Below are 24,123 nucleotides of genomic sequence, written 5' to 3' on the forward strand. Positions count from 1 at the left end.
TTGGGCAAGGGCTGTCCCCTGCCCAAGGCTCATGGTACTCAGGAGGCTTTGGTGTCTTTATCGCCCTGGGTTCCAGGCGCATTACGACTGGCGCGGATGCGGGGCAATTGAATGCGCGCGGTCAAGCCCTCGGACGGAGCACTGACCAGCTCGAAGTGGCCGCCAACTTGTCCCAGCAAGCGCTCCACAATAGCCAGTCCCAAGCCTGCGCCACTGACGCCTGTGCGTGCAGAGACGCCGCGCGAGAAGGGGCGCAGCAGGCGCTGGATATCGCCTTTTTCAATACCGGCTCCCTGATCCTTGACGGCAATCACCAGAATATTGCCATGTTGATGCGCCGACAGCTCAATGCGTGCCCGATCATCCTCAGGACTGCGTCCATAGCGACGGGCATTTTCGATCAGGTTGGAGACGATACGCTTCAAGTCGTGGGCGCTGATGCGGGCATACAGATTGGGTTCGACGGAGGCTGTCAAAATCCCACCCAGCGATTCGGTATGCGTGCGTTCGCGTTCGTAGACATCATTGAGCACGGCGGAAACATCAATGCCATGTTCAGGAACGGCAGCAGCGGGGCGGGCGTATTCCATCAGTTGACCAATACTGTGGTCAATCTGTGCCAGGTCCTCGTCAATGGCGGCGCGGGTTTCGTCCGATACCTGACTTAATTCAATTTCCAGACGCATGCGCGCCAGCGGTGTGCGCAAGTCGTGCGAAATGCCGGCCAGCATGATTTCCCTGTCGGCCTCCGTCTGGCGAATGTCGCGCGCCATGCGGTTAAAGGCAATATTCATGTCGCGGATTTCAACCGGACCTTTTTCAGGCAGGGTACTGGGGGTTTCGCCACGGGCCAGTTGCTGAGCCACTTTGGCCAACTGAGCCAAAGGCCGGTTCACGAAACGCACACTGACAGCGGCACCAATCAAGGCCAGCAGCAAGGCGGTAGCGCCCCAGCCCAGCCATTCCACGCCGGCAGTCAGACTTAATTGTTCGCGATCAAAGACCAGCCAATACTGATCTTCATTGATATCAAAGGAAACCCAGATGCCCGGCACGCTGTTGACCGACCACATGATCAAAGTCTGGCTGCCCAGTGCGCCACGCACTTCGGTAGAGACGTGCTGCCAGTAGTTGGAGCGTGGCAAGGGTTCCAGTTCGTCCGTGTTCTCGCGTGGTTGCACGCGCAGACTTTCCTTGGTGGCCAGATCCAGCAACAGGGCAGGGCGTACCGCCGGGGGCGCGTACACCAGGGCCGAGCGGGTGATGCTGACAATGGACGCCACGCGCTGCGCCATTTGGGCTGCGCGTGGGCCTTCTTCCATACTGAAGAATACTTGCAGCCAGGCACCCAGGCTGACGAGCATCAACGCTGCGAGCAATAAAAAAGACCGGCTGAATAAACCCAGCCGGATACTTGAGTTTTTTGTTGCTCGGCGTTGGGCGGCCACGGCGGGCCGCCCTTCTTGCTGACCGGAAGACAAGGTCAGTTACCGCCGTCTGGAACAAAAACGTAGCCCAGACCCCAGACCGTTTGAATGAACACGGGCTTGGAGGCATTGGGTTCGATCAGCTTGCGCAGACGCGAAATCTGCACGTCCAGGCTGCGGTCAAAAGCTTCGTATTCGCGGCCACGCGCCAGTTCCATCAGTTTGTCGCGCGACAAGGGGATCTTGGGATGACGGGCAAACACCTTCAGCACGGAGAACTCGCCCGTTGTGATGGGGACGACTTCGTTGTTGCGTGTCAGTGTTCGTGTGGACAGGTTCAGCACATAGGGGCCGAACTCGATCGATTCATTTTCCTGACTAGGTGCGCCGGGGTGTTCCTCGGTACCACGGCGTCGCAAGATAGCGTTGACACGGGCTAGCAGTTCGCGGGGGTTGAAAGGTTTGATGAGGTAGTCATCGGCACCCATCTCCAGGCCCACGATACGGTCGATTTCTTCGGCCTTGGCAGTGAGCATGATGATGGGGGTGTTGTCGTGTCCGCCGCGCAGCCGACGACAGATGGACAGGCCATCCTCGCCTGGCAGCATCAGATCCAGTACCAGCAGATCGAAATGCTCGCGTTGCCAGAGTTTGGCCATTTCTTTACCGTCTTCGGCGACGAAAACGTTGAACCCTTGTTCAGACAAGTAGCGGCGCAATAAATCGCGCAGCCGGGGATCGTCGTCAACGACAAGGATTTTGCGGGTGAGGGGGGGGGTCGGCGTATTCATAGCGAAAATGTAACAGGCATCAGAAACCGCGTATAGGGGGGTGTAGAAAAATATTACACATTAAGCGTTTTGTACTATTTATGCGCCTTGCAGCGGATTTGGACTGGCTTCACAGAAGATTATATGGTGGCAAACAGTTTGACAGCCCGGCTTGAGTCAGGTCAAAAAAAGAGCGGCCAGAGGGCAAATACACCCGAAATTCCATGATGGACTGCTTTGTCCTTGTCCGATCCCAGGGAGCTGCCTATTTTGAGTCTGCTTAAACTAAAATAGCGCGATGGATGCACATATTCTTGCCCTGGAGACTTCCTCCAATCTCTGTGAACTGACCTTGTTGTCTCGCACCCAAGCGGGTATTTCGCTGGTGGAGCTGAGCCACGAGGGGACTGGCGATCATGCCGAACGCCTTTTGCCCATGGCCGAGCAACTGCTGGAGCAGGCCGGTCTGGACAGGCACGCTCTGACGGCGATTGCTTTCGGCCAAGGCCCTGGCGGTTTTACCGGCCTGCGCGTGGCCTGTGGTGTAGCTCAAGGTATGGCTTTTGCCTTGGACTTGCCGGTGCTGCCGGTCTCGTCCTTATTGGCGGCTGCTGCTTGCGGTACGCCTGTAGAGGGCACAGCCTATGTGGTGGCACAGGATGCGCGCATGCAAGAGGTCTACGCGGCTGTGTACTGCTGGACAGCTGAGAAGTCCTGGTCTGTGCTGCAAAGCCCGGTCTTGCTGGATGCCGCGCAGGTCACTACCTGGATCGCCCGTTTGCAGGCTGAGGGTTTGATCGCAGAGCAGCAGCCTATTCAAGTCGTCGGTGACGCATTGGAGCAGTTTCCTGATCTGGCCCCAGCTGTGCTCGCACAGGGTTGGGAAGTGGGCCAGACATGGCGTGCAACAGGTGCCAGCGTGGCGCATTTGGCTCTGCATGATCTGGATGAAGGACGGGGGATCTCCCCGGATCTGGCCATGCCGCTGTATGTGCGCGAGAAAGTCGCCTACACCATCCAGGAGCGTGAGCAGGGCCTGGGCGGAAACCCTGCGGCTCTGGATCAACCTCTGCAAATTGAAGCCATGCAGGCCGGGCATGTGTCCGCTGTGCTGGATATTGAGCGTCGTGTGGAAAGCCATCCCTGGACGGCAGGCAACTTCACGGATGCCCTGGGCAATAGCGCGTACTGCTCCCGAATCATTCACAAACAAGGCCTGGTGCAAGGCTATGCCATCTGGCTGCAAGCCCCCGATATGATCGAACTCTTGCTGATTGGGGTGGCCCCCGAACAGCAGCGGCGCGGTCTGGCTTGGCAATTGCTGGATGACGGCCTGCAGTGGGCTCGTCAGCATCAATTGGAGCGCGTGGTTCTGGAAGTGCGGGCCTCGAATGCGCCAGCTATTGGTCTGTATCAGAAGTACGGTTTCAAGGCGGATGGTCTGCGTAAAAACTACTATCCGCTGGGCGATGGACAGCGTGAAGACGCGGTCTTGATGAGTCTGAACCTGGCCAGCAGGGCTGGGGCATGATCGATTTTCAGCCTATCTCTCCTTTGCAGCGCACCTGGCTTTTGGAGTTGGGGCTGGAGCGTGCTTTTCTGGCGCGTCTGCCGCAGGCACAGCCGCTTGGGCAATCCGCAGCCATAGCAGCGGCCCCTGCGCAAGAGGCTGCAGCGGCCCCGCAGACGGCTCAGTTTGCAGGCCGAAATCTGGATGATGCAGGCAGCCCTGCGCCTGCTTCGGCTCCCGCAGCGGCTACTGATGCCATGTCGGCGCGTGATCAGGCGCTGGCGGTCTTGCGTAAATCCGGCGCTCGACCTGTTGCAGCGGCTCCTGTGGAGGAAGTGGTGCAGCGGCCTGCTGTACTGATTCAGCCCGAAAAAGCCCAGGATATGGCCAGCTTGCTGGAGCAGGTACAGGCTTGTCAGGAATGCGGTTTGCATACGGGCCGCGCTCAAGTGGTATTTGGTTCAGAACTCTTGTCTGAACCGGACTGGATGATTATTGGTGAAGCGCCGGGCACCAGTGATGATCGCAGCGCCCAGCCTTTTGACGGCAAAGCCGGGCTGCTTTTGCAAGCCATGCTCAATAGCGCGATTCCTGATGCTTCGGTCTATAAAACGCATCTGGTGAAATGCCGCCCCTTGGGCAACCGTCCACCTACCCAAGAGGAGCTGGCCGCGTGTCGGGCCTTTCTGGATGCGCAGATTCGCTTGGTACAGCCACGTCGCTTGCTGGCCGTTGGCCATTTGGCGGCGGTGGCATTAAGTGGTCGTGATGAAGATCTGGAGGCTTTGCGGGGCCAGGCCCTGACGTATACCGATGCCCAGGGTCGTAGCCTGCCTTTGGTGGTGACTTACCATCCTGCCTCGCTGTTGCTGCGCCCGCAGCACAAAGCCAATGCCTGGCGGGATTTGTCCTTGCTGCGCGAGTTGCAGGGCCAGTCCTGATCTCAGTTCTTGCAGGTGGCTTTTAGCGCTGAGTTGCCTCGTCAAACGTCATTATGGAAAAACACCCCAAAGATTGGATTCAAGTCCAACTTTTGGGGTGTAGTGCCTTTTTCGGGGCTGTCCCTTACTTGGCCGTCAAGGCCTGCCCATGACCTTCCTGGCCTATGCAGGCTTCCAGCTCGGGGTGCGCGCGCAGATTGGCGTTTTTCCAGATGATGAATACCGTCATCAAGGACGCTACCATCAGGCCAAAGAACACAATGATGTAGTTGATGGGCAAACGCAGCCATAACAGCAGGCTGTACAGCGCCAGCATGAACAGAATGTTCAGCTGTTCATTGAAGTTCTGCACGGCAATGGAATGACCGGCCGACAACATGACGTGCCCGCGATGTTGGAGCAGGGCGTTCATGGGAACGACGAAAAAGCCGGACAAGCCGCCAATGCCCATGAGCAGGGTGTAGACCGCCCATTTCTCGTGTACCAAGGGCATGAGCAGAACCACAAAGCCCATTGCCACGCCCACTGGCAGAACGGCCAGTGATTTCTTCAGGGGAACGCGGGCTGCAAAAACGGCGCCAAAGACCGTACCCAATGCGGCTACGCCCATCAGCACCGAGGCCTGGTCCAGACGGTAGCCCAGATGTTGAGCGCCCCATTCGATCACAATGAATTGCAGTGTGGCACCGGCCCCCCAGAATAAAGTGGTTACCGCCAGCGAGATCTGGCCCAGCTTGTCACGCCACAGAATATGTACGTAGGTACGGAATTCCTTGAGCAGCAGAATGGGGTTCTTTTGTTGGGGCGGGTAGTCGATATTGGTGCGGGGAATCAGCAGGTTGCACAGCGCTGCCGACAGGTAGATAAAGGAAATCAGCAAGATAGCGACTTCGGCACGCGTCTGGGCCAAAGGTGCAATCAGGGGGTGTTCGGCCAGCGAACTGGCGATCGACGGGTTGATCAGAATGCCGCCCAGCACGGTGCCGCCGATGATGGACAGAACGGTCAGCCCTTCAATCCAGCTATTGCCCTTGACCAACTGTTCGGGCTTGAGCATTTCGGTGACGATGCCGTATTTGGCGGGAGAGTAGGCAGCAGCACCGATACCTACCAGGGTGTAGGAGACAAAGACCAGAACCAGCTGCTGGGAGTCGTTCATGCCAAAGTACTGGTGGCAGAACATCAACATACAGCCTATCAGCTTGATGGCATTGGTGGCGAACATCACCCGGCCCTTGGGATACGAGTCGGCAAAGGCCCCTACAAAAGCGGCCAATAGCACGTAGGACAGCGCAAACCACCATTTCATCATGGGGACCATCCAGATAGGTCCGTGCAGGTCAGCGATCAGGGCGATGGCGGCAATCAGCAAGGCATTGTCGGCAACTGACGACAATGCCTGCGCGGCCATGACCAGATAAAATCCTTTATTCAAAATACATCCCGAATACGTGTGCCCACAGGTGCAGTCTCGGGACTGCAGAGCACGAATCAAAGCCAGGTGTCAGGCCTGGGGAGCTTTTTCAAGGCGGCTCCTCATGGTTTTTCTGACCAAGCCTGAGCCGGTGTGAAATTTACGAAGAGAGATGGGGAGCAAGAATAACAGGGACTGCGGGGGCAGTGGTATCAGAAATTCATTGCGGCTATCTGTCTGCGCGGATTTTCTGGCCGGGCGGGCGCTGGCAAAGCGCTATTGTAAATGCCCTGTCTGACACTCTTGTCCTGCTTGCCAAGCAGGGTAAACAGGACTTGACGGCAAGGGGGAGTTTACTGCCTTATCATCCCAGTAGCCGTGCCGTGGTTTTCATTTGTTTTTTGGCGTGTTTTGCTGTGGGTGGCAGGTGCTGCGGTATCATACGACTCGCGGTGCCGGGCAGATCAAGATGCGCCTGTGCGCCTGTTCAAATTGGTCTTTTCTGAGCTGACTTCTACCCTGTGCGTCTAACCCAGATCAAACTAGCTGGTTTCAAATCCTTTGTGGACCCGACCTCCATCCCAACTCCCAGTCAGTTGGTTGGCGTTGTCGGGCCCAACGGCTGTGGAAAATCCAACATCATCGATGCGGTGCGCTGGGTGCTGGGCGAGAGCAAAGCCTCCGAGCTGCGTGGCGAGTCCATGCAGGACGTGATTTTCAATGGCTCCTCGCAACGCAAACCGGCGGGCCGCGCATCGGTTGAGCTGGTTTTCGATAATTCTGAAGGGCGGGCCTCGGGGCAGTGGAGCACCTATGCCGAGATCTCGGTACGGCGTGTCCTGAGCCGGGACGGGACCAGCAGCTACTTTCTGAACAATCAGGCTGTTCGTCGGCGTGATATTCACGACATCTTCCTGGGTACGGGCTTGGGGGCGCGGGGTTACGCCATCATCGGGCAGGGCATGATCAACCGCCTGATCGAAGCCAAGCCCGAAGAGTTGCGCGTGTTTCTGGAAGAAGCTGCGGGTGTATCGCGCTACAAGGAGCGTCGCCGCGAAACGGAAAGCCGCTTGCGCGATACCCGCGAAAACCTGCTGCGTGTGGAAGATATCCAAAGGGAACTGGATGCGCAGCTGGAGAAATTGCAGGCGCAGGCTGAAGTGGCGCGCCAGTATCGTGACTTGCAGCAAGACGGTGAGCTCAAGCAAAACCTGCTGTGGCTGCTGAAAGAGTCCAATGCACAGAGCGATCAAAAAGCCCGTTTCCTGGCGATTGAACAGGCTCAGACCAAGCTGGAAGAATCCATTGCCGGTTTGCGGCATGCCGAATCCACGTTGGAGTCGCAGCGACAAGCTCATTTACAGGCTGGCGATGCCTTGCATCTGGCGCAAAGCCAGTTGTATGAGGCGGGCTCTCAAGTGTCCAGCCTGGAAGCAGAAATTCGCCACGTGCTGGATTCGCGCAGCCGCATGGCGCAGCGCCGTGAGCAACTGGAACAACAGCAGCATGACTGGATTGAACAACAAGAACATTGCCAGCAAGAACTGGAAAACAGTGAGCAGCAGCGCGAAGAAGCCGCGGTAAAGCTGGAAGAATTACAGATTCTGCTGGAGGAGGCGCAAGGCGCCTTGCCCGATCTGGAGCTGCGTGTACGCGAACAGGCCCAGCGTCGGGACGAAATGCGCATGGCTTTGGCGCGTCTGGAACAGAATTTGGCCCTGGCTGCGCAATCGCAGCGTGATGCCGACCGTCAGATCCAAGGTGTGGAGCAGCGTCAGGAGCGCTTGAAGCAGGAATTGCGCGAACTCAATGCCCCGGACCCGGACAATCTGGAGCGCCTGCAAGGCGATCTGAACATGCTGCAAAATCAGTTGCAGCAAGCTCAGGAACATATGCAGCATCTGGAGGCCCAGCTTCCTCGACTGGAAGAGGAGCGCAAGAAGGCGCAGGAGCAAGCCTTGCAAGGCGGGCAGGATATGGCCCGTCTGGAAGCACGTCATCTGGCCTTGAGTCGTTTGCAGGAGGATGTGGCGCGCAAGGGAACTCTGGAACCCTGGCTGGCCAAGCATGGACTGGAGAGCATGAAGCGTCTATGGCAAAGCCTGGACGTGGAAAAAGGTTGGGAAACCGCGCTGGAGGCTGTGCTGCGCGAGCGCATGACGGCCTTGGAGCTGCGCCGCCTGGATATGGCCGCAGCTTTCGCCAGTGATGCACCACCGGCCCGTTTAAGTTTTTATCAGTTGCCCGAGGCGGGAGCGCCGGCCAAGCCTGCCCTGGATTTACCCTTGTTGACTTCGGTGTTGCGACAGCAAGAGGGTGGCTTGCGCAGCTTGCTGGATAATTGGTTGCACCAGGTTTATGTCTGTCAGGATTTGAAGCAGGCCCTGAGCTTGCGCGATCAACTGACAGAGCAAATGGCAATCGTGGTGCGTGATGGCCATTTGGTGGATAAGCACAGCATTCGCTTTTATGCACCCGACTCCGAACAAGCCGGGATGCTGGCACGTCAGCAGGAAATTGCTCATCTGGAGCGCGAGCTGCGCGGCGCTCAACTGATTGTCGATGAACTGGGTCATACCAGCACCCAGGCTGAAATGGCCTTGCAGCAAGTGCGTAACGGCCTGGTTCCGGCCCGAGCCCGCGTGGGCGAGCTGACAGCTCGGATGCACGATGTGCAGCTGGAGCACTCCAAGTTGGCCCAACAGGCGCAGCAGTCGCAAGAGCGTGGTAGCCGCATCAACGAAGAGCTGGAAGAACTGGCAGTACAGCGCGAAGAGCTGCAGGCGAACCGCGAGGAATTCGAGGCCCGCTTTGAAACGCTGGATGAAGAGCTGGCCGAACATCAGGGCGTGTTTGCCGAAGCGCAGATGGAAGGCGAGAAGGGCGCCGAACAGGCAGAACAGGCCCGACGTACCGTACACGAGCGTGAGCGCGCCGTGCATGATGCCCAATTTGCCGAGCGTGCTTTGGTGCAGCGCATGGCCGAACTGCAGCGCAATCTGGCCCTGGCGCAGGAGCAGGCACAACGCACGGCCGGTCAGCTGGAAGGTTTGCAAGGCGAACTGCTGGATCTGGATGCGTCCGCCGCACAAGCCGGTTTACAAGATGCCCTGGAGTTGCGTGCCGAACGTGAAGAAGCCGTTCGTCTGGCAAAAATTCAACTCGATACGCTGGCTGCCCAATTGCGTGAGCATGAACAGGCCCGTGCCGAGAACGAAAAGAATCTGGCACCCTTGCGCGAGCAAGTCACTGAATTGCAGTTGCAGGAACAAGCGTCGCGTCTGGCGGTCGAACAGTTTGCTGAACAGCTGGACAGCAGAAAGGTAAACCGTTCCGAACTGTGGAGCTTGTTACAGGAAAAGACACCGGAATGGCAGCGTGTGGGCTGGTTGCAGTCTGAAGTGCAGCGCATCTCGCGCCAGATTGAAGGCCTGGGTCCGGTGAACCTGGCGGCCCTTGAGGAGCTGACTACGGCCCAGGAACGCAAGACCTATCTGGATGCTCAGCATAAAGATTTGAGTGATGCCATCGAGACTCTGGAAGATGCGATTCGCAAGATTGACCGCGAGACGCGCCAGTTGCTCATGGAAACATTCAACATCGTTAATCAGCACTTTGGCGAGCTTTTCCCAAGGCTATTTGGTGGTGGAGAGGCTAAACTGACGATGGTGGGCGATGAAGTGCTGGAAGCTGGGGTGCAGGTCATGGCTCAGCCACCAGGCAAGCGCAATAGCACGATTCATTTGCTCTCTGGTGGTGAAAAGGCATTGACAGCGACAGCGCTGGTTTTTGCCTTCTTCAAGCTCAATCCCGCACCCTTTTGTTTGCTGGACGAGGTGGATGCGCCACTGGATGATGCGAATACCGAACGCTATGCCAATCTGGTGGCCAGCATGAGTGACCAAACCCAGTTTTTATTTATTTCTCACAATAAAATTGCCATGCAGATGGCCAAACAACTGATCGGGGTCACCATGCAAGAGCAAGGTGTATCCCGAATTGTGGCAGTGGACGTAGACGCTGCCATGCAAATGAGCAGTGTGTAAGCCTGTTTTTTTTAATCCGCTAGTGTTGATTCGACGGAACTGACAATGAGTGATTTGCAAATCGCACTGATTTTATTGGGCATTTTGCTCATCTTGCTCGTGGTGGTCTTTAACTGGTGGCAAGACCGCCGAGTGCGCCAGCAGATGCAAAGCCAATTCCCGGATGGGGATACCGATCCCTTGATGAGCCAGCTCACCGAGCTGGAACGCCGCGAGCCCAGCATGACGCGTGGCGGCGATTCTGCGTCTGCTGACGGTGAGCACGATGCGGCCGAGGCCGACTGCACGACCGAGGCCGTTATCGATATCAGTTTCAGCCAGCCCGTGGATGCTCAGGATCTGGCTCAGGCCTTGCAATCGGTATCGCGTACCGGTGCCAAGCCTGTGCGTTATTTCGCGGAATGCGAAGGGGGCGGTCATCGTGCTCGCCTGCGTTCGGGCGAGTCCTACGCCAGCATGCAGATTGCCGTTTTGCTGGCCAACCGTAGTGGCCCCTTGTCGGCGATCGAGTGGTCGCAGGTCTGGATGGCTGCGCAAGCGCTGGCACAGCAGTTTGATGGTTCGGTAGAAGGTCCGGAACAGGATGATGTGCTGCGTCGTGCGGCTGCCCTGGATAATACCTGCGCTGATCTGGATGCCCTGGTGGGCGTGTCGGTGCGCTTGCCTGGCCCCATGCCTGCCTCGTCCGTGATTCAAATGGTCAAGGATGCCGGCTTTCTGCCCTTTGGCCAGCAACTGGCCTGGTTGGCAGATTCGGGACAGCCTCGTTTCACCGCCATGTTCGATGGTGTCCAGCCCAAAGATATTCAGTCGGCCAGCATTGAGCGTATCGACTTGCTGCTGGATTTGCCCAACAGCCCTGCGGACGATCATGCCTTCAGCCGCATGGCAACGGTGGCCCGTGATCTGGCCAGCCGTCTGGACGGCGTGGTGCTGGATGATCAAGGTCGCCCCTTGCCCGAGAGCACCGACCAAAACATTGATGAACAACTAAGTAATCTGTACGAACGCCTGGAGCAGGCTGGCTTTACAGCAGGCCAGGAACGTACAGGCAGGATTTTTTCGTGAGCTTGAAGCGAGTACAGCAGTTACATGAAGAACTGGCCCAGCATAACTGGGCCTATTACGTTCAGGATGCGCCCAGCATTTCGGACGCGCAATACGACGCATTGATGAACGAGCTGCTGGCGCTGGAAGCCGAGCACCCGGAATGGATTACTCCGGACTCGCCCACACAGCGTGTGGGTGCAGCGCCACTGGACGGTTTTGATACGGTTCAGCACGCTGTCCCCATGCTGTCCTTGGGTAATGCCTTTGATGCTGAAGAAGTTCAGGCCTTTGACAAGCGTGTCGCCGTTACCCTGGTCGAGGCAGGTGTGGTGGGACTGGACCGTCGGGTAGATTATCTGGCCGAATACAAGTTTGACGGCCTGGCGATCAGCTTGCGCTATGAGCAAGGTCTGTTGGTACAGGCATCGACTCGCGGTGATGGCACCACGGGCGAGGACGTCACCAGCAATATTCGCACCATCAAGTCCATTCCTCTGCGCTTGCGTGGCGATGCGGCACAATTGCCCGCCGTGCTGGAGGTGCGAGGCGAGGTTCTGATGAACCGGGCGGACTTTGAGCGCCTGAACGAGAACCAGACCAAGCGTGGCGAGAAAGTATTTGTGAATCCGCGCAATGCGGCCGCAGGCAGCTTGCGTCAGCTGGACCCGAAAATAACTGCCAAACGGCCTTTGCGCTTTTTTGCCTATGGTTGGGGTGAGGTCAGCCCCATGCCTGCCGCGAATCAGCCACAAAGTGCCTTGTTTGCGGAACCCGCTGGCGAGGCACTGCCTCGTGATACCCAATCGGGCATGATGGACTGGCTGGAAAGCCTGGGTATGCCGTTGAGCCGCGACCGTAAAGTCGTGAAGGGCGTGCAGGGCCTGCTGGATTTCTATGGTGAAACCCAGCAACGTCGTCCCGGTTTGCCCTTTGAAATTGACGGTGTGGTCTACAAGGTCAACTCCTTGGCTGCGCAGCGTGTTCTGGGCTATGTGGCCCGTGCGCCGCGCTTTGCCGTTGCTCATAAATTCCCCGCGCAAGAAGAAATGACGCGTGTGGAGAGTATCGAGTTTCAAGTGGGCCGTACCGGGGTTGTCACACCCGTCGCGCGTTTGAAGCCGGTGTTTGTGGGCGGTGTCACAGTCACTAATGCCACGCTGCATAACGAAGACGAAGTGCGTCGCAAAGATGTGCGAGCGGGCGATACCGTCGTGGTACGCCGTGCTGGTGATGTGATCCCTGAAGTGGTTGCTGTGGTGTTGGAGCAGCGCCCCGAGAGCAGCGTGCCTTTCGAGATGGTCAAGGAGTGTCCCGCTTGTCAGTCGGCACTGGAGCGTCTGGAAGGAGAGTCTGCCTGGCGTTGTACTGGTGGTCTGATTTGTCCTGCCCAGCGCAAGCAAACCCTGATTCACGCCGCCAGCCGTAAAGCGCTGGATATTGAAGGCTTGGGTGAAAAGCTGGTGGATCAGTTGGTGGAAACCGGGCTGGTGCATACCTTGGCCGATATCTTCAAGCTGCAAGTCGAAAAGTTGGTGCTACTGGAGCGTATGGGACGCAAATCGGCCGAGAATCTGATCGAGGCGATTGATAAGGTGCGCGAGCCGGCTTTGAATCGCTTGATTTACGCCTTGGGCATTCGCCATGTGGGTGAGACCACGGCGCGCGATCTGGCACAGCATTTTGGCTCCTTGCAGGCATTGGAGCAGGCTGATGAAGAAGCGCTGCTGCAAGTCAATGAGGTGGGCCCGGTTGTAGCAGCTTCCGTACGGCACTTTTTCCAGGAGCCGCATAATCGTGAGGCCCTGGATGCGCTGCTGGCGGCTGGGGTGACTCCTCAACAGGCGCAAGCCCGCGCCAATAGCGCTAATCTGCCGCTGGCGGGCAAAACGGTGGTCATTACGGGTACGCTGCCCAGTATGAGCCGGGACGAAGCTACACGCCGTGTATTGGAAGCAGGGGGCAAGGCCAGTGGCTCGGTTTCCAAAAAGACGGCCTATGTGCTGGCAGGTGCAGAGGCGGGTTCCAAGCTCACCAAGGCGCAGGAGTTGGGCGTGACTATTCTGGACGAAGCCCAGTTCCTGGCTTTACTGGCGGGTGAATAGCGCAGGGGGAAGAAGTGAAGTTTTGCCACCTTGCAGGCTTAGCTTTTTTGCCAAGAGTCTATGAGTCAGCAGGATATTTGCTCTGGTAGCTATTTTTCGACTTTTAGGCAGTGCGCTAAGCACGCACTGCCTTTTGTTTTAATGCGCGTTGAATAGTCCTGGTGGTGGTTCAGCAGTGATCTGGGCTTTTAATTACCGCATGAACGACCTGCACAACAAACAAATATGGCGCCATTGAGGCGCCATATTTGTTTTTCCTGCAAGCCGCCTTATCGGGATGATAAAGCGGCCTGCAAAGCCATTACTTGATGTTGGCTTCTTTCAGGATTTTTTGCTGGTACTCGGCCAGCTTGCGCTGACGCATCATTTCTTCCAGCTGAGGCTTCACTTCGGCCATGGCGGGGAAGGTCACAGGGCGAGCATCGTCCACCTGGATGATGTGCCAGCCAAACTGCGACTGCACAGGCGCAGCGCTCAGCTCGCCTTTTTTCATCTTCTCTACAGCCTGAGCGAACTCGGGCACGTAGGTGGAGCTAGGAGCCCAGCCCAGATCGCCGCCTTGCTGACCGCTGCCGGTGTCGATGGAGTCTTTCTTGGCGGCATCAGCAAAGCTGATTTTCTTGGACTTGATCTTGGCCAGCAAATCTTTGGCGGCAGCCTCGTCCTTGACCAGAATGTGGCGCACCTTGTATTCCTGCTGACCTTCTTCCATCGCCTTGATGGTGTTGTATTCCTTGGTCAGGTCGGCGTCGGTGACGGGGTTCTTTTTCAGGTAGTCAGCCATCAGGGCACGGACCAGAATGCTCTGGCGGGCCAGTTCCAGCTCTTGCTGAACCTGGTTGGTCTTGTCGATACCGGCTTTTTCAGCGGCTTGCACCACAGCCAGACGGTTGACCATTTCCTGTTTGACTTGCTCACGCAGCTCGGGCGAGTCCTTGGCGCCTTGCTCGACCAGAACGGCGACGAACTGATCCAGGTCTTTTTGCGTGAGGTTTTTGCCGTTTACGGTGGCAATCGTCTGTGCATAGACGGGAGCAGCCATAGCGCAGGTCAGGGCAAATGCGGCAATACGTTTCATGAGCATCCTTAAGCGGTGGTTTTGGCTTGAATAGCCAATGCGTGAATCGGGAAAGGCATTAGATCGTGGACGCGATCATACACAAGTCTGTGTCGTGCCAGTGTTGAAATTCCATCAAATTGTTTCGAGGCGATGATCACCCGAAAGTGGCTTGCACCACCTTGTGCACCGGCGTGGCCAGCGTGCAGATGGGACTCATTGATGATGTCCAGTTCCGACGGCTCCAGTGCCTGGAGCCGTTCGTGAATCAGGGAAGCAAGTGCGTCTGTCATGGCGAAATCAAGATTTTGGGGGAGTGGAGTTGTCGGAAGAGTCTTGCAGGTAGCGGCCCAGCCACAAGGATTGGGCAACGACAAACACCAGCATCAAACCCAGCAGGCCGAAAGCCTTGAAGTTGACCCATTGGGATTCGGTAAAGTGGCCCGAGAAGGCAACGTACAGATTGACCAGGCCCATGGCGACAAAAAAGCTTGCCCAGACCAGGTTTAATTTGTCCCAGACATGGCCGGGCAAGACCAGATGGGTGCCCATGAATTTTTGCATCAGATTGCGATGCATCAGGTAACGTCCGCCCAGCAGTACCAGAGCAAAGATCCAGTACAGCACCGTGGGTTTCCAGCGGATGAAGACATCATTGTGGAAAAACAGGGTGGCACCGCCAAAGACCACAATGACGGCCAGATTGATCCAGTGCGAGGTCTCGATCGCCTTGCTGGTGAGCTTCAGCCACAGTATCTGCAGGACCGAGGCGGCCATGGCCACGCCGGTGGCGACATAAATGTCGGAGAAGCGAAACGCCAGAAAGAACAGTACGAGCGGGAATAGATCAAATAAGAGTTTCTTCATGCTTCGGGTTCAAAAGTCATGGATAGAGAGTTAATGCAATATCGTAGCCCAGTGGGTGGGGGACCGTCTTCAAAGACGTGCCCCAAATGAGCATCGCAGACATTGCAAAGCACTTCGGTACGGCGCATGCCGTGACTGGTATCCAGCTCCTCGCGCACATTGTCCGGGTTCAGGGGCGTGAAGTAGCTGGGCCAGCCGCAACCGGCATCAAACTTCGTGTCCGAGGCAAACAGGGGCGTGCCGCAGCCGACGCAGCGGTAGATGCCGGGCGTGGTGGTGTCCCAGTAGCGGCCGGTAAAGGGGCGCTCCGTCCCTTTCTGACGGGTGACATAGAATTCTTCGGGGCTGAGCTGGGCGCGCCACTCAGCGTCTGTTTTACGTACTTTTTCCACGTGTGCTGCCTTATGAAAAACAGTTCAATGCCTACAGGAGGTGCAGTCCTACATAGTAATCGACAATTAGAGTGCGTTTGGAACAGAGGGTTCCAAAGTGCAGATCTTCCTGACCTCCAGTGGGCTCTCCAGTGAAGAAAATCGCGGTACAGGGCACTTAATTAGTGAGCTATCACTTTAGTTAGTGCACTATTTAAACTTTTAATATTTAAGGTAAACACCAATATCTGAAATTCTCGTGACTTGATACGTTTCTGGTATGTGCTGGTGATTATCTGTATTACGATTTTTTGACCGTTAAATCGGTCCACAACAATGAACAAAATTTGGGAGAAAAGGATGAACTGCATTACTACTGGTCGCCTGACGACATTGGCTGCAGCCCTGGCCTTGAGCCTGCCCGTGGCCGTGTCCGCGCAGATCAAGGTGGGTGTGACGGTGGCAGCGACAGGACCGGCGGCCTCGCTGGGCATTCCTGAGCGCAATACAGTCAGCCTGCTGCCTACTGAAGTGGCCGGCCAGAAAATCGAGTACATCGTTCTGGACGATGCTACCGATACCACCGTGGCCGTACGCAATATGCGCAAGCTGATTACCGACGACAAGGTCGACGTGGTGATCGGTACCTCCGTGACGCCTGGCTCCCTGGCCATGGTGGACGTTGCTGGCGAAACCAAGACTCCCATGATCAGTGTGGCTGCCAACGCCAAGATTGTTGATCCTGTGGAAGGCGCCCGTACCTGGGTGTTCAAGACTCCTCAGAATGACCAGTTGATGGCCGGTGCTCTGGCCGATGCCATGGTCAAGCAGAACGTCAAAACCCTGGGCTTTATCGGCTACAACGACGCCTACGGTGACGGCTGGCTGAACGTGATTACCGAAGCCGCTCAAGCCAAAGGCATCAAAGTGCTGGGCGCCGAGCGCTATGGCCGTAACGACACCAGCGTGACCGGTCAGGTTCTGAAGCTGCTGGGCACCAAGCCTGATGCCGTTCTGATCGCCGGTTCCGGCACCCCTGTTGCCTTGCCCCAGCGCGAACTGAAAGGTCGCGGCTACGCTGGCATCATTTACCAGACACACGGTGCCGCCAACAGCGACGTGCTGCGTGTGTGTGGCAAAGACTGTAACGACATGATCTTGCCAGCCGGTCCATTGCTGGTTGCCGAACAACTGCCTGACAGCAGCTCGGTGAAAAAGACCGCCATGGACTACAAGGAAAAATACGAAGCCAAATACGGCGCTGGCTCCATCAATACCTTTGGTGGCCATATGTGGGATGCCGGTCTGCTCGTGACCGAAGCCATTCCGGAAGCCCTGAAGTCCGGCGCCAAGCCAGGTACCCCCGAGTTCCGCGCAGCCCTGCGTGATGCTCTGGAGCAAACCAAGGAACTGGCTGCTTCCCAAGGTGTGTTCAATATGTCTGCAACGGACCACGCCGGTCTGGACAAGCGTGCCCACGTGATTGTGAAAGTGGTCGACGGTAAATGGACGTATCAGCCTGATCTGTAATATCTGACAGGCAAAAACCGGCTCAAGAGCCGGTTTTTTCCAAGGCGGGTGCTGGCTGAGCCTGGCACCCGTTCCCGCTACAGGCCTGCGTTTGCCGTAAGCCCTTTGCCCTTTTTGTTGTACAGGATGTTGTCCGACATGGATACCACCATCGCTTTAATTTTGTTGCAGGATGGCATATTGAATGGCGCCATCTATGCTTTGCTCGGGCTCGCCCTGGTTCTGGTTTTCCTGGTTACCCGCGTTATCTTTATCCCGCAAGGTGAGTTCGTCACCTTTGGCGCCTTGACCCTGGCCTTTGTGGTCAATGGCCGCATGCCGGGAACCGTTATTTTGCTATTGATCGCTGGTGCGCTGGTGTTCTTGCTGGAGTTGCTCTCTGCCTTGCGCAGCCGCAGCCTGGCCGGCATGCCCCGCAAGTTTCTGGTCAATATCGTGATCCCTGTCGCGGTTTACTTTGCCGCTCCCGCCATTGTCAGCTCGGAGCTGCCATTGTGGGTGGCCGTGCTGTTCTCGCTGGCGGTGGTGATTCCTCTGGGCCCTATGGTCTACCGCCTGGTATACCAGCCTATCGCCGAAGCCAGTGTGCTGGTGCTGCTGATTACCTCGGTCGCCGTGCACTTCGCGCTGACGGGTCTGGGCCTGGTGTTCTTCGGTCCGGAAGGCTGGCGCACGCCTCCCTTCATGGAAGGTGAAGTGTCCCTGGGTGCAGTGAGCTGGTCCGCTCAAACCTTCTTTGTGATGGGCGCCTGCGTGGTCCTGATTCTGGCCTTGTGGGGCTTTTTTGGTAAGACTCTTTACGGTCGCGCCCTGCGTGCCACGGCGGTGAACCGTCGTGGTGCCCGTCTGGTGGGTATCAGTACCAATATGTCCGGATCCCTGACCTTCACTCTGGCTGCGGCCATCGGTGCCTTGTCAGGCATGCTGATTGCGCCTGTAACGACCATCTACTACGACACGGGCTTTTTGATTGGTCTTAAAGGCTTTGTGGCTGCAATCTTTGGCGGCCTGATCAGCTACCCCGTCACCCTCTTGGGTGCCTTGTTCCTGGGGGTTCTGGAAGCGTTTTCCTCTTTCTGGGCCAGTGCCTACAAAGAAGTTATTGTATTTACCATGGTGATACCGGTGTTGTTGTGGCGCTCCTTCGGTAGCAAGCACGTGGATGATGAGGAGTAAATCACATGAGACACTGGCTGACGCTACTATTTATTGCGGTTCTATTGGTTTTGCCGCAGCTGGGCGCAACGCCCGAATTCTGGATTACCCAGCTTAACTATATTGGTTTGACCAGCTTGGTCGTGCTGGGTCTGGTGTTGTTGACTGGCGTGGGTGGTCTGACTTCTTTTGGTCAGGCTGCATTTGTGGGCCTGGGTGCATACACTACGGCGTACCTGACGGCTCGCCTGGGCTGGTCGCCCTGGTTCAATCTGCTGATTGGCATGGCCATTACCATGATGGTGGCCTACATTCTGGGCGCGATCACACTGCGCTTGTCCGGTCACTTCCTGCCCCTGTGTACCTTGGCCTGGGGCCTGGCCTTGTACTACCTGTTCGGTAACCTGGAGTTCCTGGGGCAGTACGATGGTATTTCCGGTATTGCTCCTTTGGAGTTCTTCGGTATTTCCCTGTCCTCCGGTCGGGATATTTACTACCTGATCTGGGCCTTTGCCTTGCTGGCCATGTGGGGTACGCGTAACTTGCTGAACTCCCGTCCCGGACGTGCTATTCGCGCTCTGAAGCACGGCAGCGGCATGGCCGAGTCCTTTGGTGTGAACATGGCCAATTACAAGGTCATCGTGTTCGTTTACGCCGCTTTGCTGGCTTGTGTGTCCGGTTGGCTCTACGCGCACTACCAGCGCGCCGTCTCACCCAGCCCCTTCGGTTTGAACTACGGTATTGAATACCTATTCATGGCCGTGTTGGGCGGAGCAGGCAGTGTCTGGGGTGCCGTTCTGGGTTCGGCCCTGGTGCTGAGCCTGAAAGACCAGTTGCAGAACTGGTTGCCCAAGCTGCTCAATACCGACATCAACTTCGAACTGATTGTTTTCGGCATCTTGATGGTTCTGATCTTGCAGTACGCGCGCGACGGTTTGTGGCCCATTCTGCACAAGGCGTGGGAACAGGTTTTCGGTGCACAGAAGCGTCATCAGGCTGCTCCCCCACAAGCCGAGGCTTTGCCTCAGCGTGAGCGTCCGCAGGCCGGTTCGCTGGTTCTGGAAGTGAACAAGATTCGCAAGGAGTTCGGTGGTCTGGTTGCTGTGAATGACATCAGCTTCACCTTGAATGCAGGTCAGATCATGGGCCTGATCGGTCCTAACGGTGCGGGCAAGAGCACGACCTTTAACCTGATTACCGGCGTGCTGTCGGCCACCAGTGGTCAGGTCAGCTTTCTGGGGCAGCGGATTGATGGCAAACCTGCACGCGAGATTTCTCGTCTGGGCGTGGGTCGTACCTTCCAGCACGTGCAATTGCTGCCTACCATGACGGTTCTGGAGAACGTGGCACTGGGCGCTCACTTGCGTCGGAATGTCGGTGTGGTGTCCGCCGTCCTGCATACCGAGCGTCGCAGCGAAGCCGAGCTGTTGCACGAAGCGGCTGTTCAGCTGCAGCGTGTGGGTCTGGGTGACTACCTGTACGAAGAGGCGGGCAATCTGGCCCTGGGCCAACAGCGTATTCTGGAAATTGCCCGTGCTCTGGCTTCTGATCCGCTGCTTTTGCTGCTGGACGAACCGGCTGCCGGCTTGCGCTACAAGGAAAAGCAGGAACTGGCCAAAGTGCTGGATCAGCTGCGTAGCGAAGGCATGAGCATTCTGCTGGTGGAGCATGACATGGACTTTGTCATGAATTTGACGGACAAGCTGGTGGTCATGGACTTTGGCACCAAGCTGGCCGAAGGTTTGCCCAAGGAAATTCAGGAAAATCCAGCCGTGCTGGAAGCCTACCTGGGTGGTATTGATGACGACCTGGATCTGGATCAGGTCAATGAGCCCGCCTCGGCAGGAGCAGCGCTATGAGTTCGGCACAATCGAAAGACATTATTCTGAAGGTAGACAATCTGGCGGCTCAATACGGCAAAGTCAGTGCCGTGATGGGTGCCAGCCTGGACGTGCGTGCCGGCAGCATTGTGACCGTGATTGGTGCCAACGGCGCCGGTAAGTCCACTTTGCTCAATTCCATGATGGGTTCTTTGCCCAGCGTGGGCCGCAGCACAGGCTCGGTGCAGTACGAAGGGCAGGAGATCAGCCATTGGGAAGTGGAGCGTCGTGTTGCGGCCGGTATTTCCCTGGTGCCAGAACGCCGCGAGCTGTTTGGCAGCATGACAGTAGAAGACAATCTGCTGCTGGGCGGTTTTCGCCTGTATCGTGCCCGCCATCCCGGTTGGCGCGACACCATGGACAAGGTCTACACCTTGTTTCCACGCTTGAAAGAGCGTCGTACACAGCTGGCAGGGACTTTGTCAGGCGGGGAGCGGCAGATGCTGGCCGTAGGTCGTGCCTTGATGGCGCAACCCAAAGTGCTGATGCTGGATGAACCCAGTCTGGGCCTGGCGCCGCGTGTGGTGCGGGAGATCTTCATGATCATCGCCCGACTGCGCAGTACCGGCGTGGCTATCTTGCTGGTCGAGCAAAACGCTCGTGCCGCTTTGCAAGTGGCTGACTACGGTTATGTTCTGGAGACGGGCGATGTGGTGCTGCAAGGGCCCGCGTCTGACCTGGCTCATAATCCCCGAGTGATAGAAAGCTATCTGGGCTTGGGGCAGGGCAAACGCGAGCAGGAAGAAGCCAGCGCTTAGAAGCGGTAGCCGACCCCGATGGTGGCAACCACGGGGTCCAGCTTGGCTTTGCCAATGGACTGGCCGTTCAGCTTCACGTCTGGGCGGATGCTGATGTAACGCACGTCAGCATTCAGGAACCAGTTCTTGTCCAGCTTGTAATCCACACCGACCTGGGCTGCAAAACCCCAGCTGTTTTTCAGCTTCAGGTCGGAACCCGCCAGAGCACCGCGCGACTCGGTGTCAAAGAACATGGTGTAGTTCACGCCCACGCCCACATAGGGCTGGAAGTCGCTGTCAGGCAGGAAGTGGTATTGCAGGCTCAGGGTTGGGGGCAAGTGCTTGGTCTTGCCGATACGACCCAGATTGCTATCGATATTGTGCTGGAAGGGGAAAGCGCCCAGCAGCTCAATACCAATATTGCGGGTGGCCATGTAAGTCAGCGAGAAGCTGGGGCGGGCATTATTGCCTACGTCCAGCTTGACGGTGCCATCAGCCACAGAGCCGTTATTGGATTTTGGGGATACCCAGGTCACGCCACCTTTGAGCAAGAAATCACCCGCTTCGTGTGTTTGGCCTTGAGGTGCGTACAAAACAGCGGCCAGTCCAACAGCAAGCAAGGACAGGTGCAGACCTGGAATCAAGTGGCGGGATTTCATAGGAGCTCCGTAGGTGTGTGTAAAGCCTACAGAGTGCATGAGGGCTGGGCCTGCGGATTTGATCCAAAGCAAGCTTCAGAGGTAGTTGGCCGCCTGACCTTGTTGTAGATCAAGTAAGCAGAATTCATGCGGGGCCAATTTGGCCGCTATGTCTGTTTTTAGCATCACCTGGTTACAGCCCGGAAATGGAAAGCCTTGGAACCTGCCCGGTTATTTCTGGGCGTTTTTCCACTTTTCGGGATGCCTGTTTATTAGGATCCTGTACCTGCCTTCCAGTCAAGGACAAGCAGAGGGAAGACGCAGGTTTGGAGCTTGGCGAATCAAGTGCTCATACATTCAGGAGTGCGTGCAGGGCTTCGTATTTATGGCTTAATTCGTTGCGGCTGAATCGCTCGATAATTTGCCCTTGTTCCAGCACATGAAACTGATCGCTGAACTCTGCCGAGAAATGTGGGCATTGTTCGGCCAGCACAATGGTGTAGCCCTCATTGCGCAGCGTGCAGATCAACTTGCTCAGTGTCTGGGCCTGCACCGGGGCCAAGCCCTCGGATACCTTGTCCAGAAGCAGCAGATTCACACCCGTGCGCAGCAAGCGCGCAATCGCTAGTATCTTTTGTTCCCCAGTAGACAGGTGGGTAGCCATATGGTGGCGACGCTGCTCCAGACTGGGCAATAGTTCATAGATTTGTACCAGCGACATTCCACCACCCAGGGCTGTTCCTATAGCAGGCGGCAGCAGGAGATTTTCCTCGCAGCTCAAGCCGGTAAAAATGCTTTGTTCGTAGGGGCTGTAGCCCACGCCCAGATCTGCCAGCTGATGCTGGTTCAGGTGAATGGCTTCGGTGCCTTGGATACGGATGGAGCCGCGGCGGCTATCCGTTAAACCCACGATGGCGCGTAGCATGGCGCTGCGGCCGGCCCGGTTGCGGCTCAAGACAGTGCAGATTTCGCCGGAAGCGACCTGCAAATTCAAACCGCGCAAGAGCGGGAACTCTCGGTGCCAGGCGTACAGATTCTCAATATCCAGGGCAGCCCGTGTCATGAGAACGCTCCTTGTCGTGAGTCGTCAATATGGGCCTGTACGTTGGCTGGTCGGCGCAGGAACCCGTTACGCGTCCTTTGCCTCTTACCGCGGTGATTCCATCGCCAGCAAACTATAGGCAGAGTCCTTCATGCGTTTCAGTATGGAAGCGCCGACGAAGCAAAACTATGCGGGTTTGTCATAGGATGGTCCGGTTTAATGCACTGTTTGGTAAACAAATGTTGTTAAACCGGGTATGTGTTACTTAAGTGTTAACGGTTTTCGGTTTGAAGTCGCACAAATCCGAGATGCCGCACTGGGGGCACTTGGGCTTGCGGGCTACACAAATGTAGCGGCCATGCAAAATCAGCCAGTGGTGAGCGTCCAGCAAAAAAGGCTTGGGTATGACTTTCTCCAGCTTCTTTTCCACTTCGACCACGTTCTTGCCGGGCGCAATGCCGGTGCGGTTCGCGACACGGAAAATATGTGTGTCTACCGCAATGGTGGGCAGGCCAAACGCGGTGTTCAAGACCACGTTGGCAGTTTTACGACCTACACCGGGAAGCGCTTCCAGAGCGGCGCGATCACAGGGAACCTTGCCTTGATGCAAGTCCAGCAGCATCTGACAGGTCTTGATGACATTGGCGGCCTTGGTCTTGTACAGACCGATGGTCTTGATGGCCTCGCGCAAGCCTTCTTCACCCATGGCCAGAATTCCTTCGGGTGTGCCATGCTCGGGAAAGAATCGGGCTGTGGCCAGGTTCACGGAGCGATCAGTGGCCTGAGCCGACAAAATCACGGCAATCAGCAGCTGAAAGGTGTCAGCGTATTCCAGTTCGGTAGTGGGTTTGGGGTTGGCAGCCTGAAAACGACTGAAAATCTCGTAGCGCTTGGCAGCGTTCATGGTGTGGTTCCGCTTGCAGTCTTGCTGGCACGGCGGGCACGGGCGCGAGCCAGGGCAGAGGCGATGGATGCCTCGCGTTTATCAGCCTGATCGGCATTGTTGGCCAGAACGGGTTTATTGGCCAGGGTACGGGCCGCCAGATCCGAGCTTTCCTTGTGGCGATTCAGCAGGCGCTCCCGGCGCTGTTCGGTATCCAGACGTGCTTGAGCGGCCTGTTCGGCGCTCCAGTCGTCGGTGGGCACCATGCTGATGCAGTCCACCGGACAGGGTGGTACACAGAGCTCACAGCCCGTGCAGCGATCGGCCAGCACGGTATGCATCAGCTTGTTGGCGCCAATAATGGCGTCCACCGGACAGGCCTGGATGCACAAGGTGCAACCAATACAGTGTTCTTCGATAATCACCGCCCGACTGGGGCCGGTGAATTCGCCACAGGACGGATCCAGGGGCAGGGCCTCACGACCCAGCAGCTCGGCCAGGGCTTGTACGCCTTCCTGCCCGCCTGGCGGGCAGCGGTTGATGGCCTCGCCCTCAAGCGCGATGGCTTGGGCATAGGGCAGACAGGCGTCGTAACCACAGCGGGTGCACTGGGTTTGAGGGAGCAGGGCGTCAATGCGCCGTATTAAGGTGTCGGACATGAATGCAAAAACGGGGCCAACTGGCCCCGTCAGAAACGGCCTGA

The 24,123-nt window shown here is 57.0% G+C and carries 20 protein-coding genes; 9 read left to right on the forward strand and 11 right to left on the reverse strand.

Features of this window, described 5'->3' with window-relative positions; all coding sequences use genetic code 11:
* Positions 1 to 38: 38 nt before the first annotated feature.
* Complete coding sequence (locus ACLPGZ_RS11590) at positions 39 to 1,364, reverse strand: sensor histidine kinase (protein WP_088450541.1); 1,326 nt, start codon at positions 1,362 to 1,364, stop codon at positions 39 to 41.
* A gap of 119 nt (positions 1,365 to 1,483) precedes the next feature.
* Positions 1,484 to 2,218, reverse strand: coding sequence for an osmolarity response regulator transcription factor OmpR (gene ompR / locus ACLPGZ_RS11595; RefSeq protein ID WP_003801024.1), 735 nt, complete (start codon positions 2,216 to 2,218; stop codon positions 1,484 to 1,486).
* 277 nt (positions 2,219 to 2,495) lie between these two features.
* Between ompR and tsaB the strand changes: the two genes are divergently transcribed.
* Positions 2,496 to 3,728: a tRNA (adenosine(37)-N6)-threonylcarbamoyltransferase complex dimerization subunit type 1 TsaB gene (gene tsaB, locus ACLPGZ_RS11600; protein ID WP_137431428.1), complete on the forward strand. Its 1,233-nt coding sequence runs from the start codon at positions 2,496 to 2,498 to the stop codon at positions 3,726 to 3,728.
* Entirely contained in the window at positions 3,725 to 4,648 is a 924-nt protein-coding gene (locus tag ACLPGZ_RS11605) for a uracil-DNA glycosylase (protein WP_035272473.1), read from the forward strand. Before tsaB ends, ACLPGZ_RS11605 begins: the two co-directional genes overlap by 4 nt.
* Before the next feature lie 124 nt (positions 4,649 to 4,772).
* Here the strand turns inward: ACLPGZ_RS11605 and lplT are convergent, their stop codons facing one another.
* Positions 4,773 to 6,083, reverse strand: a complete 1,311-nt coding sequence (gene lplT, locus ACLPGZ_RS11610; RefSeq protein ID WP_060186478.1) for a lysophospholipid transporter LplT — start codon at positions 6,081 to 6,083, stop codon at positions 4,773 to 4,775.
* A gap of 500 nt (positions 6,084 to 6,583) precedes the next feature.
* On the opposite strand from lplT, the gene smc reads away from it, so the two are divergent.
* From smc to ligA, 3 genes are read left to right on the forward strand one after another with little or no spacing between them, the layout of a single operon-like run.
* Complete coding sequence (gene smc / locus ACLPGZ_RS11615; protein ID WP_239054507.1) at positions 6,584 to 10,108, forward strand: chromosome segregation protein SMC; 3,525 nt, start codon at positions 6,584 to 6,586, stop codon at positions 10,106 to 10,108.
* 45 nt (positions 10,109 to 10,153) lie between these two features.
* Entirely contained in the window at positions 10,154 to 11,176 is a 1,023-nt protein-coding gene (locus ACLPGZ_RS11620; RefSeq protein WP_021446882.1) for a cell division protein ZipA C-terminal FtsZ-binding domain-containing protein, read from the forward strand.
* Positions 11,173 to 13,260 (forward strand): NAD-dependent DNA ligase LigA, encoded by a 2,088-nt coding sequence (ligA, locus tag ACLPGZ_RS11625; RefSeq protein ID WP_060186480.1) that lies wholly within the window; start codon positions 11,173 to 11,175, stop codon positions 13,258 to 13,260. The genes ACLPGZ_RS11620 and ligA overlap by 4 nt, the downstream gene beginning before the upstream one ends.
* Before the next feature lie 301 nt (positions 13,261 to 13,561).
* On the opposite strand, the gene ACLPGZ_RS11630 is transcribed toward ligA, so the two are convergent.
* Genes ACLPGZ_RS11630 through msrB form a run of 4 tightly spaced genes read right to left on the reverse strand, consistent with a single transcriptional unit; the run spans position 13,562 to position 15,576 of the window.
* A complete protein-coding gene (locus ACLPGZ_RS11630; RefSeq protein WP_026483124.1) occupies positions 13,562 to 14,338 on the reverse strand; it encodes a peptidylprolyl isomerase in 777 nt (258 codons plus the stop codon).
* Between the two features lie 8 nt (positions 14,339 to 14,346).
* Positions 14,347 to 14,610, reverse strand: coding sequence for a BolA family protein (locus ACLPGZ_RS11635; protein ID WP_009456641.1), 264 nt, complete (start codon positions 14,608 to 14,610; stop codon positions 14,347 to 14,349).
* 7 nt (positions 14,611 to 14,617) lie between these two features.
* Positions 14,618 to 15,184 carry a septation protein A gene (locus tag ACLPGZ_RS11640; protein WP_009456639.1) on the reverse strand — a complete coding sequence of 189 codons (567 nt, stop codon included), beginning with the start codon at positions 15,182 to 15,184 and terminating at the stop codon, positions 14,618 to 14,620.
* Positions 15,181 to 15,576, reverse strand: coding sequence for a peptide-methionine (R)-S-oxide reductase MsrB (gene msrB, locus ACLPGZ_RS11645; RefSeq protein ID WP_009456637.1), 396 nt, complete (start codon positions 15,574 to 15,576; stop codon positions 15,181 to 15,183). The genes ACLPGZ_RS11640 and msrB overlap by 4 nt, the downstream gene beginning before the upstream one ends.
* Before the next feature lie 339 nt (positions 15,577 to 15,915).
* Here msrB and ACLPGZ_RS11650 point away from each other — a divergent pair, with 339 nt between their 5' ends.
* The 4 genes from ACLPGZ_RS11650 (at position 15,916) to ACLPGZ_RS11665 (ending at position 20,878) form a co-directional block, all read left to right on the forward strand.
* Complete coding sequence (locus ACLPGZ_RS11650; RefSeq protein WP_009456635.1) at positions 15,916 to 17,085, forward strand: ABC transporter substrate-binding protein; 1,170 nt, start codon at positions 15,916 to 15,918, stop codon at positions 17,083 to 17,085.
* Positions 17,086 to 17,223: 138 nt separating this feature from the next.
* Entirely contained in the window at positions 17,224 to 18,261 is a 1,038-nt protein-coding gene (locus tag ACLPGZ_RS11655) for a branched-chain amino acid ABC transporter permease (RefSeq protein ID WP_035272757.1), read from the forward strand.
* A 5-nt stretch (positions 18,262 to 18,266) separates the two neighbouring features.
* The gene (locus tag ACLPGZ_RS11660) at positions 18,267 to 20,099 is read left to right on the forward strand and encodes a branched-chain amino acid ABC transporter ATP-binding protein/permease (protein ID WP_052159445.1); all 1,833 of its coding nucleotides are present in this window, start codon (positions 18,267 to 18,269) and stop codon (positions 20,097 to 20,099) included.
* Positions 20,096 to 20,878, forward strand: coding sequence for an ABC transporter ATP-binding protein (locus ACLPGZ_RS11665; RefSeq protein ID WP_042482471.1), 783 nt, complete (start codon positions 20,096 to 20,098; stop codon positions 20,876 to 20,878). Before ACLPGZ_RS11660 ends, ACLPGZ_RS11665 begins: the two co-directional genes overlap by 4 nt.
* Here ACLPGZ_RS11665 and ACLPGZ_RS11670 read toward each other — a convergent pair.
* The 4 genes from ACLPGZ_RS11670 to ACLPGZ_RS11685 all read right to left on the reverse strand — a co-directional run bounded on the left by ACLPGZ_RS11670 (position 20,875) and on the right by ACLPGZ_RS11685 (position 24,079).
* Positions 20,875 to 21,516, reverse strand: a complete 642-nt coding sequence (locus ACLPGZ_RS11670; protein ID WP_009456629.1) for an OmpW/AlkL family protein — start codon at positions 21,514 to 21,516, stop codon at positions 20,875 to 20,877. The genes ACLPGZ_RS11665 and ACLPGZ_RS11670 overlap by 4 nt on opposite strands.
* 328 nt (positions 21,517 to 21,844) lie before the next feature.
* Complete coding sequence (locus tag ACLPGZ_RS11675) at positions 21,845 to 22,558, reverse strand: ATP-binding cassette domain-containing protein (RefSeq protein WP_060186482.1); 714 nt, start codon at positions 22,556 to 22,558, stop codon at positions 21,845 to 21,847.
* A gap of 244 nt (positions 22,559 to 22,802) precedes the next feature.
* Entirely contained in the window at positions 22,803 to 23,441 is a 639-nt protein-coding gene (gene nth, locus ACLPGZ_RS11680; RefSeq protein ID WP_026483118.1) for an endonuclease III, read from the reverse strand.
* On the reverse strand, positions 23,438 to 24,079 hold the full coding sequence (locus tag ACLPGZ_RS11685) for an RnfABCDGE type electron transport complex subunit B (protein ID WP_429641349.1): 642 nt from the start codon (positions 24,077 to 24,079) through the stop codon (positions 23,438 to 23,440). Before ACLPGZ_RS11685 ends, nth begins: the two co-directional genes overlap by 4 nt.
* Positions 24,080 to 24,123: the final 44 nt, after the last annotated feature.

This window comes from Alcaligenes sp. Me129, assembly GCF_050487245.1.
Classification (GTDB): Bacteria; Pseudomonadota; Gammaproteobacteria; order Burkholderiales; family Burkholderiaceae_B; genus Alcaligenes; species Alcaligenes phenolicus.